We start from the raw sequence: 15,682 nt of genomic DNA on the forward strand, positions 1-15,682 counted from the left end.
TCCCCGCGCAGGCGGGGGATCCAGTGGATCACGTTCGCGCGGCGTTCGTGGAAAGGCCCGCGTTCGCGGGCCCTCTGGATCCCCGCCTGCGCGGGGATGACGGCTCGGGGGGCGGACCCCCGCGCTGTCACTTGTAGTTGCGGATGCGGTCCAGGTTGGCCTTGCCGAACTGCTTCTCGAAGTCGGCGTTCACCGGGCCCAGGGCCTTGACGAAGGCGGCCTTGTCCACGTTGTCGATCACGGTCATGCCCTTGGCACGCAGGTCGGCCACGCCCTTGGCGTCGTCCTCGTCCACGCGCGCGCGGTTGGCTGCGGTGGCCACCTTGGCCGCCTCGAGGAAGGCCTGCTTGTCGGCGGCGGAGAGCTTGTCGAACGAACCCTTGTTCATCACGAAGATGCAGGGCGAGTACACGTGGCCGGTCAGGCTCAGGTGCTTCTGCACCTGGTCGAACTTGGCGGAGATGATCACCGACAGCGGGTTCTCCTGGCCGTCGACCGTGCCCTGCTGCAGCGCGGTGAAGACTTCCGGGAACGCCATGGGCGTGGTGATGATGCCGAAGCCCTTGTAGGCGGCGATGTGCACCGGGTTCTCCATGGTGCGCATCTTCAGGCCCTTCAGGTCCTCCGGCGCCTTCACGTCGCGCTTGCTGTTGGTCATGTGGCGGAAGCCGTTCTCGGCCCACGCCAGCGCCTTGAAGCCCTTGGCATCGAACTTGGTCAGCAGGTCCTGGCCGATCGGGCCATCGAGCACCGCGCGGGCATGGGCCTTGTCGCGGAACAGGAAGGGCACGTCCAGGATCTTGGTCTCGGGCACGAAGTTCGGCACCGGGCCGGTGGAGGAGAACGCCAGTTCCTGGGTGCCCAGTTGCACCGCCTCGATGGACTCGCGCTCGCCGCCCAGGGACCCGTTGTAGAAGGTCTGGATCTTGTAGCGGCCGCTGGTGCGCTTTTCCACTTCCTTCGCGAAGGTGTCGATCGCGATGCCCTGGTGCGAGTTCTGGGCGGTGGAAATGCTGATCTTCATCGTCGTCTGGGCGGCGGCCAGCGAGCTGGCCAGCAGGCCGGCGGCGAGGACGGCGAAGAGCTTGGTGTACTTCATGAGGTCTCCTGGGGGACTTGCGGACAAAACCCGGCGATCATGCCCCAGTCGGGCTGCGCCCGACACGGGACTTCTCCGGACGGAAGCCGTCAGCTCCAGTCAGGAGCGGCCGACATTCCGTGAAAGCGTCACATGTTGGTGTAGTTCGGCCCGCCGCCGCCTTCCGGCGTGACCCAGACGATGTTCTGCGTCGGATCCTTGATGTCGCAGGTCTTGCAGTGCACGCAGTTGGCCGCGTTGATCTGCAGCCGCTCGCCGCCGTTGTCGGTGGCGACGAACTCGTACACGCCGGCGGGGCAGTAGCGGGCCTCGGGTCCCGCGAACTTCTGCAGGTTGACCTGCACCGGCACGCTGGGGTCCTTCAGCGTCAGGTGCGAGGGCTGGTTCTCCTCGTGGTTGACGTTGGCGATGAAGACGGAGGACAGCCGGTCGAAGGTCAGCTTGCCGTCCGGCTTGGGATAGACGATCGGCTTGCACTCCGCGGCGGGCTTGAGATAGACGTGGTCCGGCTTGTCGCGGTGGATGGTCCACGGGATCGTGCCGCGCAGCACGAACTGCTCGACGCCCGTCATCAGCGTGGCGACCGTGCGGCCCTTCTTGAACCACTGCTTGAAGTTGCGGGACTTGTTCAGTTCCTTGTACATCCACGACTGCTCGAAGGCCTCGGGGTAGGCCACGAGCTCGTCGCGCTGGCGCCCGGCGGCAACCGCGTCGAAGGCAGCGCGCGCCGCCAGCATGCCGGACTTGATCGCCGTGTGCGTGCCCTTGATCCGCGAGGCATTGAGGAAGCCTGCGTCGTCGCCCACCAGCGCGCCGCCCGGGAACACCAGCTTGGGCAGCGACAGGATGCCGCCGACCGTCAGCGCGCGCGCCCCGTAGCCCAGGCGCCTGGCGCCGCCGGGGCCCTCGAAGTACCAGCGGATGTTCGGATGCGTCTTCCAGCGCTGGAATTCCTCGAACGGCGACAGGTAGGGGTTCTGGTAATCGAGGCCGACGACGAAGCCGGTGGCGACCAGGTTGTTCTCCATGTGGTACATGAAGGTGCCGCCGTAGGTCATCTCGTCGAGCGGCCAGCCGGAGCTGTGCAGCGTGAGGCCGGGCGTGTGGCGCGAGGGATCGATCTCCCACACTTCCTTGATGCCGATGCTGTAGGTCTGCGGATCGCGGTCGCCATCGAGCTTGAAGCGGCCGATCACCTGCTTGCCCAGGTGGCCGCGCGCGCCTTCCGCGAAGATCGTGTACCTGGCGTGCAGCTCCATCCCGAGCTGGAAGTTCTCGGTCGGCTCGCCGTCCTTGCCGATGCCCATGTTGCCCGTGGCCACGCCCTTGACCGCGCCGTTCTCGTCGTACAGCACTTCGGCCGCCGCGAAGCCGGGGAAGATCTCCACGCCCAGGCCCTCGGCCTGCTGCGCGAGCCAGCGCGTCACGTTGGCCAGGCTCACGATGTAGCAGCCGTGGCTGACGAAGTTGGGCGGCAGCAGGAAGTTCGGGATGCGCGAGGCGCCGCGCTCGGACAGCATGAGGAACACGTCCTCGGTGACCGGCTGGTTGAGCGGCGCGCCCTTTTCCTTCCAGTCGGGGATCAGCTCGTTCAGGGCGATCGGGTCGACCACGGCGCCGGAGAGGATGTGGGCGCCGGGCTCGGAACCCTTTTCCAGCACCACGACCGAGACATCCTTGCCTTCCTGCGCGGCGAGCTGCTTGAGGTGGATCGCGGTGGAGAGGCCGGAGGGTCCCCCGCCCACCACCACCACGTCGTATTCCATCGCTTCGCGCGGGCCGTACTGGGCCAGGATCTCTTCTTGGGTCATGGGAGTGTCGTTGATAATGGTCCGCAACCGCGCGTGTCCTTGCGCCGCGCTCCACCGTCGATTCTATGCCCCGGTGAAACCGGGCCCCGAACGACCGTTCGACGAGACGAGAAGAGGAGTCCCCTTGGCCTACACCATCGACCTGTCCGGGCGTGTCGCCCTGGTCACCGGCGCGTCCAGCGGCCTGGGCGCGCAGTTCGCGCGCGTGCTGGCGCGCTCCGGCGCCGCCGTGGTGCTGGCCGCGCGCCGCCTCGAGAAACTCAAGGACCTGCGGGCGCAGATCGAAGGCGAGGGCGGCGACGCGCATGTCGTCGGCCTCGACGTCACCAGCCTCGAGAGCATCCGCGCCGCCGTGGCGCACGCGGAGACGGAGGTCGGCTCCATCGACATCCTGGTGAACAACTCCGGCGTGAGCACCACGCAGCGCATCCAGGACGTGGGCGAGGAGGAGTTCGACTACGTGTTCGACACCAACGTGAAGGGCGCCTTCTTCGTGGCACAGGAAGTGGGCAAGCGCATGCTGGCGCGCGCCCAGGGCTCGGCGCCGGGCACCTACACCGGCGGACGCATCATCAACATCGCGTCGATGGCGGGCATGCGGGCGCTGCCGCAGATCGGCGTCTATGCCATGAGCAAGGCGGCGGTGATCCAGATGACGAAGGTGCTGGCGCTGGAATGGGGCCGTTTCGGCATCAACGTCAACGCGCTGTGCCCCGGCTACATCGACACCGAGATCAACCACCGCCACTGGGAGAGCGAGCAGGGGCAGAAGCTGGTGCAGATGCTGCCGCGCAAGCGCGTGGGCAAGCCGGAGGACCTCGATGCGCTGCTGGTGATGCTGGCGGCCAACGAGAGCCACTTCGTCAACGGCGCGGTGATCGCCGCCGACGACGGCTTCGGGATCTGAGGAAAGCGCCGCGGATGAAGCTGGAACTGCCGGAAAGCAAGAAGCTGGTCTACACCATGCGCATGCCCATTCGCTGGGGCGACATGGATGCGATGGGGCACGTGAACAACACGCTGTACTTCCGCTACCTGGAGGTGGTGCGCATCGACTGGTTCCGGTCAATCGGCTGCAACCTCAATCCGCAGGGCGAGGGGCCGGTGATCGTCAATGCGTTCTGCAACTTCCACAAGCAGCTGGAGTACCCCGGCGACATCACGGTGAAGATGTACGCCAGCGATCCGGGTCGCAGCAGCTTCGAGAGCTGGGCGACGATAGAGCGCGACGACGACCCCGGCACGCTGTATTCGTCCGGCGGCGCGACGACGGTGTGGGTGGATTTCCCGAAGCAGAAGAGCGTGCCGATGCCGGCGTGGTTCCGGGAGTTGATTTCCTGAGGCTTCGGCGAACGCATGCGGTAGGCTGGCGGTGACGCGCGAAGCGCCGGAACCCCAGCGCTTGCGCACCGCCGCGCAAACGCTGGGGTTCGCGCGCTGCGCGGCTCACCGCCAGCCTACAAATACAGAATGCGCAGCGGAAGTTACGCCTTCTTCTCCCGCGGCACCCTTCCCAGCAGATAGAACTCCGCGTTCGGCATCATGTTCGAGAAGCTCGCCATGCGGTTCGACAGCCCGAAGAACGCCGTGATCGCGGCGATGTCCCAGATGTCCTCGTCGTCGAAGCCGTGCGGCTGCAGCGCCTGGAAATCGGCCTCGTCGATCTCGTGCGAGCGCAGGCACACCTTCATCGCGAAGTCGAGCATCGCGCGCTGGCGCGGCGTGATGTCGGCCTTGCGGTAGTTCACCGCCACCTGGTCGGCCACCAGCGGCTTCTTCTCGTAGATGCGCAGGATCGCGCCATGCGCGACCACGCAGTACAGGCAGTTGTTGGCGGCGCTGGTGGCCGTCACGATCATCTCGCGCTCGCCCTTGGTGAGCGAGCCGGTCTCCTTGAGCATCAGCGCGTCGTGGTAGGCGAAGAAGGCGCGCCACTCGGCCGGCCGGCGCGCCAGCGCCAGGAACACGTTCGGCACGAAGCCGCTCTTTTCCTGCACCTCCAGGATGCGCTGGCGCATGTCCTCGGGCAGGTCCTTCAGTTCGGGCATCGGGTAGCGGTCCATGCTTGGGTCTCCATCATTCCCGCGCAGTCGGGAATCCATGGACCAGGAGGATAGCCGGACCGCGCAGCTGAGCCACGGCAGGCTCGACCGCCGTCGCAGAATGTGACGGCCGCGCCAGGATGTGATCCGACTTGGCACACCTGGGCCAGGCGGTATATGTTGGCGCATGGCCAGAGTCTTCCTCAGTCCCGCCACCTTCGTCGGCGGCTCGCTCGCCGGGGCCTTGCTGCTGGCGGCCTGGCTCGGCGCGTTCACGCGCAGCGAAGAGCCTGCCCCTGCGCCCGCCGCCGCCAACCGCACGACGGCGCCGGCGGACCTCTCGGGCCAGCCGCTCGCCGCATCCGACGCGGTGCGCGCCGATCCGCAGGGGCGCAGGCCCCAAGCGCCTGCCACGGGCCAGGTGCAAGCCGTCGTGCTGGCGGAGACCTGTCCCGCGCAGCCGCTCGTCGTGGCAAGCGGCCCCGGCGACGGCCGCTTCGCGCTCGCTTCGGCCCTGTCCTCCGGAGCGCAGGTGGAACCTTCGGCCTATGTGACCGTCGCGCGCGAGTCGGCGCAGCAGGGCCACCTGCGTGATGCGGAAGTGGCGTTGCTCGCCGCCTGCCACCTGGCCGAGAAGGGCTCCGGCAGCCACTCGGTGACGGTCGCCGACCTGAAGTCGCAAATGGCGCAGCAGTACGCTGCCTTTGCGGCTTCGCAGGAGCAGGGGGATGGCCGCGAGGCGCTGCTGCAGCGCGCGTCAGCGCTGCTGTCGGAAAGCGCGATCACCTATTCCGCGGCGCTCGGCCGCGAAGCCTCCAAGACGCGGCTCGCCGAGCAGCGGCTGGCGTCGCTGCGCGACCCCGGCGCGCTGCAGAGGGCCCGCGCGGACCTGCAGAGCGAGGCCGGCACGCGTGTCATGGGTGCGGCCGAGAGCTTCGCGCCGACGGCCCGCAATGCCGCCGCTGCGCGCCTGATCTCCTCCGATCCCGAACTCTCCCAACTCGAGCGCGACATGGAGCGGCTGCGCGCGCAGGCGAGCCAGGTCACGCGCGACCCGGCGGGCCTGCACCGGCGCGACAGCCAGGCGCTGGCGCAGCGCGATTCCGCCTGCCAGGACAAGGCCTGCCTCCTGCGGTGGTACGCCCAGCGGCGCAGCCAGTTGCTCGACGAGTTCTGACCGCGCCAGCGATCCGCCGGGAGCCACGGGCGTATGCTCCCGGCTTCTTCGTTCGTGGAGCGCGCGATGCCCCTGTCCCAGGATCCCGAAACCCAGGCCGGCCTGGCCACCCGCCGCAAGGTGCTCGGCGACGAGTACGTCGACGGCGCGCTGAGCCGCGTCACGCCGTTCACCGATCCGATGCAGGAACTGGTGACCAAGCACGCCTGGGGCAACACCTGGCAGCGCCCGGGCCTGGACCTGAAGACGCGCAGCATCGTCACCGTGTCGATGCTGGTCGCGCTCAACCGGCCGCACGAGCTGAAGGCGCACGTGAGGGGCGCGCTGAACAACGGCGTCACGCGCGAGGAACTGCAGGAGATCTTCCTGCACGCCAGCGTGTATTGCGGGTTCCCGGCGGCGATCGATGCGCTGCGGACGGCGGCGGAGGTGGTGGACGCGAAGTAGTCCGCACCCCTCCTCCCCGCGAAGGCCGGGGGGATCCAGGGGCTTGTTCACGACACCCCGGCCATCAGCTTGTGCACCAGGTCCGCCGTGGTATTCGCCCGGTACTTTCGCATCAGCCGGGCCCGGTAGATCTCCACCGTGCGATGGCTGATGTTCAGCGTCTTGCCGATCTCCTTGGAGGTCAGTCCATCGAGCAGCCGCGCGGCCACTTCGCGTTCGCGCGCCGTCAGTTCGGCCTTCACCGGCCGGCGCGAACTCAGGTCCTCGAAGACCCAGATGCCGGCCTCGTGCGGCGCTGCGCGGTTGAGCGCGCTTCCGCTCACGTGGCACCAGAACACCTCGCCGCTGGCGCGCTTCATGATGCGGTCGTCGGCGTAGTGGCCCTTGGCGTTGAGGATCGGCGCCATGCGCGCGCCCAGGCGCTCGTATTCGTCGGCGCTGGGGTACAGCACCAGGAAGGACTGGCCCGTGAGCAATTCGCGCGACCAGCCGAACATCTCGCACAGCGCCACGTTGCAATCCACGATGGAACGGTTGCGGGACAGGCACAGGCCCACCGGCGCGAGCTCGAAGGCGAGCCGGTAATCGACGTCCATGGGGCTATCCTCTAGGGAGTACTACGTAGCATCGTAGGTAGTATCGTAGCTTCCCGACGGCCCGCGCTTCGCGGCCGGTGGGTGACCAGCAGGAGAGCGGAGAGTGAACAAGATCTATCCCAGTGCGGCAGCGGCGCTCGACGGCGTGATCCGCAGCGGCCAGCTCATTGCCGTCGGCGGCTTCGGCCTGTGCGGCATTCCCGAGGCCCTGATCGAAGCGGTGAAGGCGAGCGGCGTCAAGGACCTGACCGCGATCTCGAACAACGCCGGCGTCGACGACTTCGGCCTCGGCAAGCTGCTGCAGACGCGGCAGATCCGCAAGATGATCTCCTCGTACGTCGGCGAGAACAAGGAGTTCGAGCGCCAGTTCCTGGCCGGCGAACTGGAACTGGAATTCACGCCGCAGGGCACGCTGGCCGAGAAGCTGCGCGCCGGCGGCGCTGGCATCCCGGCGTTCTTCACGAAGACCGGCGTCGGCACCATGGTCGCCGGGGGCAAGGAACTGCGCGAGTTCGACGGCGAGACCTACGTGATGGAGCGGGCGCTGTTCCCGGACGTGTCGCTGGTCAAGGCCGACGTGGCGGACCGCTCGGGCAACCTGCGCTTCAACCTCACCGCGCGCAACTTCAATCCGGCCGCCGCGATGGCCGGCAAGATCTGCATCGTGGAGGTGGAGCGCATCGTCGCCGTCGGCGAGATCGCGCCGGACGACGTGCACCTGCCGGGCATCTACGTGCACCGGATCGTGCACAACCCGACGCCCGAGAAACGCATCGAGAAGCGCACGGTGCGCGACCGCAAATAGATGGACCAGGGGACAGACCTTCAGCTCTGTCCCCTCTGAATAGGAGAAAGCAATGCCCTGGACCCAGGATCAGATGGCCGCGCGCGCCGCCAAGGAACTGCAGGACGGCTTCTACGTCAATCTCGGCATCGGCATCCCCACGCTGGTGGCGAACTTCGTGCCGGACAACATGGAGGTCTGGCTGCAGAGCGAGAACGGCATGCTGGGCATCGGCCCCTTCCCGTACGACGACGAGGTGGACGCCGACCTGATCAACGCCGGCAAGCAGACCGTCACCACGATCAAGGGCTCGTCGATCTTCGGCAGCCACGACAGCTTCGCGATGATCCGCGGCGGCAAGATCAACCTCTCGATCCTGGGCGCGCTGCAGGTGAGCGAGAAGGGCGACCTGGCCAACTGGATGATCCCCGGCAAGATGGTCAAGGGCATGGGCGGCGCGATGGACCTCGTGGCCGGCGTGCCGCGCGTCATCGTGCTGATGGAGCACGTGGCCCGCAAGAAGGATGGCACCGAGGACCTGAAGATCCTGCCCGAGTGCACGCTGCCCCTGACGGGCAAGGCCGTGGTGGACCGCATCATCACCGACCTCGCCGTGATGGACGTGACGCCGCAGGGCCTGAAGGTCACGGAGCTGGCGCCGGAAGTGAGCTTCGAGTTCGTGCAGTCCAAGACGGGCGTGAAGCTGGTTCGGTGATGGGGATCCGGTGCGCCGCCGATGCGTACCTTGGCGGTGAAGCAGCGTAGGCTGGCGGTGAACCGCGTCAGCGCGTGAACCCCAGCGCCTCCGCACTCCGACACCTCTGGCAGCTCGCCGGGCTGCCGGAGGAGGCGCTCTCCTTCGCTGACCTCACCGGCACCGATCCGGTCTTTCCCTCCTCCTTCCGGGTCGCGGCGGCGGCCCAGTCCACCATCGCGGCCGCGGCGCTGGCCGCCTGCGAGCTGGGCCACGTGCGCGGCACGCCGCGCCAGCGCGTCGCGGTCGATGCGCAGCATGCGGCGGCCGAATGCCTCGGCTGGTTCAGCCTCGACGGCCGCGAACCCCAGCTGTGGGACAGGTTCTCCGGCCTCTACCGCGCCCGCGACGGCTGGGTGCGGGTGCACGCCAACTTCCGCCACCACCGCGAGGGTGCGCTGCGCCTGCTCGGCGTCGATCCGGAAACGTCGGACCGCGGGGCCGCCGAGGCCGCGATGGCGCAATGGGAGGCGCTGGCGTTCGAGCAGGCCGCGGCCGATGCCGGCCTGGTTGCCACGGCGCTGCGCTCCTTCGCGCAATGGGACGCGACGGAACAGGGCCGTGCCATCGCGGCGCAGCCGCTGTTCACGCTCACGCGCATCGCCGACGCGCCGCCGCGCCCGCTGCCGCCGCTCGGCCTCGCGCAGCGGCCGCTCGAGGACGTGCGCGTGCTGGACCTCACGCGCATCCTCGCCGGACCGGTGGGCGGCCGGGCACTCGCGGCCTACGGCGCCGATGTGATGCTCGTCAACGCGCCGCACCTGCCCAACATCGAAGCCATTGCCGACACCAGCCGCGGCAAGCGCTCGGTGCTGCTCGACCTGCGCACGCCCGAGGATCGCGCCACCATGGACGGCCTGCTCGAGGAGGCGCATGTGTTCGTGCAGGGCTACCGTCCCGGCGCGCTGGCCTCGCACGGCTATGGTCCGGAGGAGCTTGCTGCGCAACGCCCGGGCATCGTCTGCGTCTCCTTGAGCGCCTACGGCACGCAGGGACCGTGGCAGGAGAGGCGCGGATTCGATTCGCTCGTGCAGACGGCCATGGGCTTCAACCTGGCGGAAGCGCAGGCCTTCGGCGATCCGCAACGCCCGCGGCCGCTGCCGATGCAGATCCTCGACGAGGCGACGGGTTACCTGATCGCGTTCGGCGCCGCGGCGGCGCTGCGCCGGCAGCAGCGCGAAGGCGGCAGCTGGCACGTGCAGGTGTCGCTGGCGCAGACCGGTCACTGGATCCGGCAACTCGGCCGCGTGTCCGATGGCTTCGCCGTCACGCCGCCGGCGCTGGAGCCCTACCTGGAAACCGGGAGTTCCGACTTCGGCCTGCTGTGCGGGTTGCGCCACAGCGCCCATCTCGGCCGCACGCCGGCGAAGTGGACGCGTCCTTCCGAACGGCCCGGCCATTCGCCAGCGCGCTGGTGACGTCCACCCGGTGCGGCGGGAAGCCGGCTGACAAGCGGTCGCTGGCTTGACCTGCGTGCCCTGCGCGGTATCGTACTCATCATCGCCATGCATTCCGCGGCCGCGTGCGCGCGGCGAAAGGACGAACAGATGAAAGCCAAGATCGCACTGCTGGTTGGCCTGCTCCTGGCGGGGGCCAATGCCATGGCCTGCTACACGGTCTACGACGGCAGCAGCCGCGTCGTGTACCAGGGCGTCGAGTCGCCGGTGGACATGAGCCTGCCGCTGCACCAGGCGCTGTCGCAGCGATTCCCGCGCGGCGCGCAGATGGTCTTCGACCAGACGGCGAACTGCCGCCCGGTGGGGCTGGCGCAGTTGCCGCGTCCTTCGGGCACCGACGTGCCGCCCAACACCATCCGGCTGGAGCGCACCGGCACGCAAGGGCCTTCTTCGTCCGCTCCCGCGCCGCTGTTCACCGAGCGCGAGACCGCCGAACGCGCCAACCTGCCGCATACGCAGGTCGCCGGTGACATCGTGGTCGTGCCGCCGGCGGTGGCCGAGCGCGCGATGCATGCGACGGTGACGGTGCTGCCCGCCTCGACCTTCGCGGCCGCGACGCCACCGAACACCGCGGTGCTGGGCGCCGGCCCTGCGCCTGCGCGCACGGGCGCCGCGCGCGCCCCGGGCGGCAAGCCGAACGTGGTGATCACCGAGATGCGCGACCCGCCGATCACGGTGATCGAAACCAACGGCACGCGCATCATCTCGCCGCGGTGATCCCGGCCGCGAGGCGGTTGATATCCGTCCCTCCCGCGGAGGCGGGAATCTCCGTCCTTGCCGCGGAGGCGGGAATCTCCGTCATTCCCGCGGAGGCGGGAATCCAGGGCTTCCAGGGGAGCGCGCTGCGCGCGCGTCCTGGGTCCCCGCCTGCGCGGGGATGACGTTCTGGGGAGCGACGACCGGCGGGCTCACTTCGGAAACCCCCGGCTCAAGAACTTCGACCCCGCCATCCCGAAGCGCCACGGCACATCCGCCGCCTTCGTGATCCCGATGCGCGGGCCCACGACCACGTCGTAATCCCGGTCCGCCGCATGCACGGCGAACGGCCGCTGGTCCAGCCGGTGACCGTTCAAGGCGTGCACGATCGCCAGCGCCTGCCCCACACGCCCCGGCCCCGAGCACAGCAGCCGCGGCTCGTGCAGCCCGCGGCGCTCGATCATCGTGGCCACGCCGGCCAGCGGCTCGATGGCGCGGATCAACACCCCCGCGCCATGCCCTTCCTCGCGGCACACGAAGTTCAGGCACCAGTGGATGCCGTACGAGCGGTACACATAGGCCCGCCCCGGCGGCCCGAACATCGCCTGGTTGCGCGGCGTGGGCCCGGAGTGGCTGTGCGATGCCGGATCCTCGCGGTCGTAGGCCTCGGTCTCGACGATGCGCCCACCGACGCCATCGACCAGCAGCACGGCGCCGATCAGCAGGCGCGCCATCTCGGGCGCATCGCGCAGGAAGTCCGCCGGCTTCAGGCGTCTAGGCATGCGCCGCTTCCTCCGCGTCGGTGCTCTCGCCCAGGAAGCCGCCGCTCTGGTGCTGCCACAGGCGCGCATAGAGCCCGCCGCGTGCCAGCAGGCTGCGGTGGTCGCCCTCCTCCACGATCCGGCCCTGGTCCATCACCACGAGCCGGTCCAGTGCGGCGATCGTGGACAGCCGGTGCGCGATGGCGATCACCGTCTTGCCCTGCATCAGGTCCGCCAGGCTGGCCTGGATCGCCGCTTCCACTTCCGAATCGAGCGCGCTGGTGGCTTCGTCCAGCAGCAGGATCGGCGCGTCCTTGAGCATCACGCGCGCGATCGCCACCCGCTGGCGCTGGCCGCCGGAGAGCTTCACGCCGCGTTCCCCCACGTGGGCGTCGTAGCCCTTGCGGCCCTGCGGGTCGCCCAGGTGGGCGATGAACGCGTCCGCCTGCGCCCGCTGCGCCGCGCGGACCATCTCCTCCTCGCTCGCGCCGGGCCGGCCGTACACGATGTTGTCGCGCACCGAGCGATGCAGCAGCGAGGTGTCCTGCGTGACCATGCCGATGGCGGCGCGCAGGCTGTCCTGCGTCACGAGCGCGATGTCCTGGCCGTCGATCAGGATGCGGCCGCCCTCCACGTCCCAGAAGCGCAGCAGCAGGTTCACCAGCGTGGACTTGCCCGCGCCCGAGCGGCCGATCAGCCCCACCTTCTCGCCCGGCCGGATCACCAGGTTGAAGTCGTCGATGATCGGCTGCGGCTTGCCGTAGCCGAAGCGCACGCGCTCGAAGCGCACCTCGCCGCGCGTGATCGCGAGGCGCTGTGCGTCCGGCACGTCCACCACCAGCTTGGGGCGGGTGAGGGTGGCGATGCCGTCCTGGATGGTGCCGATGTTCTCGAACAGCGAGGCCATCTCCCACATGATCGTCGTGCCCATGCCGCTGATGCGCAGCGCCATCGCCGTGACGGCCGCCACCGCGCCGGGGCCGACCTGACCGGCGTTCCACAGCCACACGGCATAGCCCGAGCAGGCCAGGATCAGGAACACCGTGACCAGGTGGTTGACGATGTTCATGCCGCTCACCAGCCGCATCTGGCGGTAGCCGGTGGCGCGGAACTCGGACATGGCCTCGCGGGCGAAGCCGGCCTCGCGGTGCGTGTGCGAGAACAGCTTGACGGTGGAGATGTTGGTGTACGCGTCGGTGATGCGGCCGGTCATCATCGCCCGCGCATCCGCCTGCTTCTTGCCGATGCGCCCGAGCCGCGGCACGAAGTACCAGATCGAGATGCCGTACAGCGCCATCCAGCCCAGGAAGGGCAGCATCAGCCGCTTCTCGAAGCCGGCGACCAGGCCCAGGATGGCGACGAAGTAGACGCCGAGGCCGATCACGATCTCGATGAACGTGAACAGCAGCTCGCGCACGGCCAGGCCGGTCTGCATCACCTTGGTGGTGATGCGGCCGGCGAATTCGTCGGAGTAGAAGCCGATGCTCTGGCCCAGCATCATGCGGTGGAAGTTCCAGCGCAGCCGCAGCGGGAAGTTGATCGACAGCGCCTGGTGCTTCAGGGTGGTGTAGCCGGCCAGCAGGAAGGTGCTGGCGACCAGGACCGAGGCGAACAGGTAGATCGTGTGGCGCTGCTCGGCCCACAGCTGGCCGGGTTGCGTGTGGGTGAGCCATTCCACGACCTTGCCCAGCACCGAGAACAGCCAGGCTTCATAGGCGTTGAAGGCCGCGACCAGCAGCGCGAAGGCCAGCAGGTAGCGGCGCAATCCGGCGGTGCAGGCCCAGAGGAAGGCGAAGAAACCCTTCGGTAGATCCTGCGGAACCTGTTCCGGATAGGGGTGGACCAGTTTTTCGAACAGCCGGAACAAGGCCAGGGACTCCCGGGAATGGCGCTGGGTGGATGGACTTGGGGAGTTTGTACGGAATCGACAGCCGGTGAGGGCGGCGGGCTGGCCGAAGTATCCTGCTGGTCGAAAAACCTGTATAAACAACCAGTAGTTTAGCCGCCATGACCACCCCCGCCCGTTCCTCCGAGCTCGTCCTGCCGCCCCAGGTGTGGCGGGGGCGCGAGCTCGCGCAGGCGCAGGAAAGCACGCTGCCTTCCGGGCATGCCGCGCTCGACGCGCAACTGCCCGGCGGCGGCTGGCCCCTGGGCAGCCTGGTCGAGGTGCTGCAGCAGGAACAGCAGCAGCACGTGTGGCAGCTCGTGGGCCCGGCACTGGCGCAGGCCATGCAGGCCCACGGCGAACCGGCCGTGCTGGTGAATGCACCTTACCAGCCTTTCGGCCCGGCCTTGCGGGCGCTGGGCCTGGTGCCGGAGCGGCTGCTGTGCGTGCAGGCGGAAAAGCCTGCCGCCCGGCTGTGGGCCACGGAGCAGTCCCTGCATTGCGCGGACGTGTGCGCCGTGCTGGCCTGGCTGCCGCAGGCCCGCAGCGAGGAACTGCGCCGCCTGCACCTGTGCGCGCAGGCGACGGAAAAACTACTGGTCGTGTTCCGTCCCGTCCTGGCGCGCAGCCAGTCCAGCCCGGCGCGCCTGCGCCTGCTGGTGCAGGGCGCCGAGGAACTGGAAGTGCGCATCGTCAAGCGGCGCGGCCCGCCGCTGCTGCAGCCGCTGTCGCTGCAGGCGCAGCCCGCGCGCCTGTCGGCGCTGCTGGCGGCGCGCAAGTCCCGGCGCACGGTGCCAGCGGCGCTGCCGCAGTGGAGTGGATCGCATGTACTGGATCGCACTGCAAGCCTCGCCGGATGAAGACCGCACCGCCTGGGGATGGCGCGCCTTGCAGTTCACTCCCCGGGTGGCGTTCGTCGACGAGGCGATCCTGCTGGAAGCGGGGGCGTCCGAGCGCCTGTTCGGCGGCCGCCGGCGCCTGCTGCGCAGCCTGCTGAAGGAAGGCTGCGCGCTGCGGTTCGAAGCGTGGGCGGCGGGGCCGACGGCGCTGGTCGCCCTGTCGCTGCTGCGCATGAAGCGCAGCGGGGCGCAGCCTCCCGCGGCCATCCCCGACGATCTGCCGCTGGCCACCTTGACGGCGGCGGCGCCCCATCTCGCCACGCTGGAGCGCATCGGCTGCAGCAGCTTCGGCCAGTTGCGCGCCTTGCCGCGGGCGGGCGTGAGCCGGCGCTTCGGGGCGGAGCTGCTGCAGGCCCTGGACAGCGCCTGCGGCCAGCGGCCGGAGCGCTATCCCTGGCTCACGCTGCCGCCGGAATTCGACCAGAAGCTGGAACTGCCGGCGCTCGCGACCTCGGCGCAGGATCTTCTCTTCACCGGCCAGCACCTGCTCACGCGCCTGCAATCCTGGCTGCAGGGCCGCAACCTCGGCGTGCTGGCGCTGGAGCTGGAATGGACGCTCGACCTGCGCCGGCTCGATGGCAAGCCGCTGCCGCCGAACGAGCGCCTGGAATTGCGCACGGCCCAGCCCACGCAGGAGATCCGTCATTTGCGGCGGCTGGCGAGCGAACAGCTCGCGCGCACCACGCTGGCCGCGCCCGCGAATGCCTTGCGCCTGCGCACGCTGGAGACGGTGCCCTGGGGCGGCGTCACGACCAGCCTGCTGCCGGAGGAGAACAAGCCGGGGGAGAAGCTGCACCAGCTGGTGGAGCGGCTGAGCGTGCGGCTGGGGGAGCAGAACGTCAGCGTGTTGTTGGCGCAGGAGGACCACCGGCCCGAATGCATGCAACGGTCGGTGCCTGCCCGTTCCAATCCCCGTCATTCCCGCGCAGGCGGGAATCCAGGGCTTGCGCAAAGCGCGCCGGTGGCGCGTTCCTGGATCCCCGCCTGCGCGGGGATGACGGGAGAGGCCCTGTTTCCCCCCTGGATCCTGCGCCAGCCCCTGAAGCTGCAAGTCAAGGGCGACAAGCCCTGGTACCAGGGCCCGCTGCAGCTCCTCACGCGCGCGCGCCGGCTCGAAGCCGCCTGGTGGGATCCCGAAACCCGCGAGCCGGTGCTGCGCGATTACTTCATCGCCCGCAGCGTCTCCGCGGGGCTGCTGTGGGTCTTCCGCGAGCGCCTCGCCGCCGACCAGGATCGTCCGCAGTGGTTCCTGCACGGCCTGTACGCCTGAAGCC

Annotated in this window: 16 protein-coding genes; 10 read left to right on the plus strand and 6 right to left on the minus strand. The window is 69.1% G+C overall.

The genetic code is table 11. The annotated features are described in order from the left end of the window. Nucleotides 1-127: 127 nt before the first annotated feature. Both JI746_RS12035 and JI746_RS12040 read right to left on the minus strand, forming a co-directional pair. A complete protein-coding gene (locus JI746_RS12035; protein WP_201689744.1) occupies nucleotides 128-1,099 on the minus strand; it encodes a TRAP transporter substrate-binding protein in 972 nt (323 codons plus the stop codon). 128 nt (nucleotides 1,100-1,227) lie between these two features. Continuing rightward, nucleotides 1,228-2,910, minus strand: coding sequence for an electron transfer flavoprotein-ubiquinone oxidoreductase (locus JI746_RS12040; protein ID WP_201689745.1), 1,683 nt, complete (start codon nucleotides 2,908-2,910; stop codon nucleotides 1,228-1,230). Between the two features lie 124 nt (nucleotides 2,911-3,034). Between JI746_RS12040 and JI746_RS12045 the strand changes: the two genes are divergently transcribed. Together JI746_RS12045 and JI746_RS12050 are read left to right on the plus strand one after the other, a co-directional pair. Continuing rightward, entirely contained in the window at nucleotides 3,035-3,817 is a 783-nt protein-coding gene (locus tag JI746_RS12045) for an SDR family oxidoreductase (RefSeq protein ID WP_201689746.1), read from the plus strand. Between the two features lie 14 nt (nucleotides 3,818-3,831). Then, complete coding sequence (locus JI746_RS12050; protein WP_201689747.1) at nucleotides 3,832-4,251, plus strand: acyl-CoA thioesterase; 420 nt, start codon at nucleotides 3,832-3,834, stop codon at nucleotides 4,249-4,251. A gap of 143 nt (nucleotides 4,252-4,394) precedes the next feature. Here the strand turns inward: JI746_RS12050 and JI746_RS12055 are convergent, their stop codons facing one another. Further along, entirely contained in the window at nucleotides 4,395-4,973 is a 579-nt protein-coding gene (locus JI746_RS12055) for a peroxidase-related enzyme (protein WP_201689748.1), read from the minus strand. A 166-nt stretch (nucleotides 4,974-5,139) separates the two neighbouring features. On the opposite strand from JI746_RS12055, the gene JI746_RS12060 reads away from it, so the two are divergent. Together JI746_RS12060 and JI746_RS12065 are read left to right on the plus strand one after the other, a co-directional pair. Then, nucleotides 5,140-6,129, plus strand: coding sequence for a lysozyme inhibitor LprI family protein (locus JI746_RS12060; protein WP_201689749.1), 990 nt, complete (start codon nucleotides 5,140-5,142; stop codon nucleotides 6,127-6,129). Between the two features lie 66 nt (nucleotides 6,130-6,195). Next, a complete protein-coding gene (locus tag JI746_RS12065) occupies nucleotides 6,196-6,576 on the plus strand; it encodes a carboxymuconolactone decarboxylase family protein (RefSeq protein ID WP_201689751.1) in 381 nt (126 codons plus the stop codon). A gap of 47 nt (nucleotides 6,577-6,623) precedes the next feature. Here JI746_RS12065 and JI746_RS12070 read toward each other — a convergent pair whose 3' ends face one another. Further along, the gene (locus JI746_RS12070) at nucleotides 6,624-7,172 is read right to left on the minus strand and encodes a LuxR C-terminal-related transcriptional regulator (RefSeq protein WP_201689753.1); all 549 of its coding nucleotides are present in this window, start codon (nucleotides 7,170-7,172) and stop codon (nucleotides 6,624-6,626) included. A 103-nt stretch (nucleotides 7,173-7,275) separates the two neighbouring features. Between JI746_RS12070 and JI746_RS12075 the strand changes: the two genes are divergently transcribed. From JI746_RS12075 to JI746_RS12090, 4 genes are all read left to right on the plus strand, one after another. Continuing rightward, nucleotides 7,276-7,977, plus strand: coding sequence for a CoA transferase subunit A (locus tag JI746_RS12075; protein ID WP_201689755.1), 702 nt, complete (start codon nucleotides 7,276-7,278; stop codon nucleotides 7,975-7,977). Between the two features lie 52 nt (nucleotides 7,978-8,029). Beyond that, entirely contained in the window at nucleotides 8,030-8,671 is a 642-nt protein-coding gene (locus tag JI746_RS12080; protein WP_201689757.1) for a CoA transferase subunit B, read from the plus strand. A 74-nt stretch (nucleotides 8,672-8,745) separates the two neighbouring features. Beyond that, nucleotides 8,746-10,128, plus strand: a complete 1,383-nt coding sequence (locus JI746_RS12085; protein WP_201689759.1) for a CoA transferase — start codon at nucleotides 8,746-8,748, stop codon at nucleotides 10,126-10,128. 129 nt (nucleotides 10,129-10,257) lie between these two features. Beyond that, nucleotides 10,258-10,884 (plus strand): hypothetical protein, encoded by a 627-nt coding sequence (locus JI746_RS12090; protein ID WP_201689761.1) that lies wholly within the window; start codon nucleotides 10,258-10,260, stop codon nucleotides 10,882-10,884. Nucleotides 10,885-11,075: 191 nt separating this feature from the next. Here the strand turns inward: JI746_RS12090 and JI746_RS12095 are convergent, their stop codons facing one another. Both JI746_RS12095 and JI746_RS12100 read right to left on the minus strand, forming a co-directional pair. Then, nucleotides 11,076-11,645, minus strand: a complete 570-nt coding sequence (locus tag JI746_RS12095) for a DNA-3-methyladenine glycosylase (protein ID WP_201689762.1) — start codon at nucleotides 11,643-11,645, stop codon at nucleotides 11,076-11,078. After that, nucleotides 11,638-13,491 (minus strand): ABC transporter ATP-binding protein, encoded by a 1,854-nt coding sequence (locus tag JI746_RS12100; protein ID WP_201689763.1) that lies wholly within the window; start codon nucleotides 13,489-13,491, stop codon nucleotides 11,638-11,640. Before JI746_RS12100 ends, JI746_RS12095 begins: the two co-directional genes overlap by 8 nt. A 140-nt stretch (nucleotides 13,492-13,631) precedes the next feature. Here JI746_RS12100 and imuA point away from each other — a divergent pair, with 140 nt between their 5' ends. Together imuA and JI746_RS12110 are read left to right on the plus strand one after the other, a co-directional pair. Next, the gene (imuA, locus tag JI746_RS12105) at nucleotides 13,632-14,369 is read left to right on the plus strand and encodes a translesion DNA synthesis-associated protein ImuA (RefSeq protein ID WP_201689764.1); all 738 of its coding nucleotides are present in this window, start codon (nucleotides 13,632-13,634) and stop codon (nucleotides 14,367-14,369) included. Then, entirely contained in the window at nucleotides 14,335-15,678 is a 1,344-nt protein-coding gene (locus JI746_RS12110) for a Y-family DNA polymerase (RefSeq protein WP_201689765.1), read from the plus strand. The genes imuA and JI746_RS12110 overlap by 35 nt, the downstream gene beginning before the upstream one ends. Nucleotides 15,679-15,682 lie beyond the last annotated feature (4 nt).

Source organism: Ramlibacter alkalitolerans, assembly GCF_016722765.1.
Taxonomy (GTDB): Bacteria; Pseudomonadota; Gammaproteobacteria; order Burkholderiales; family Burkholderiaceae_C; genus Ramlibacter; species Ramlibacter alkalitolerans.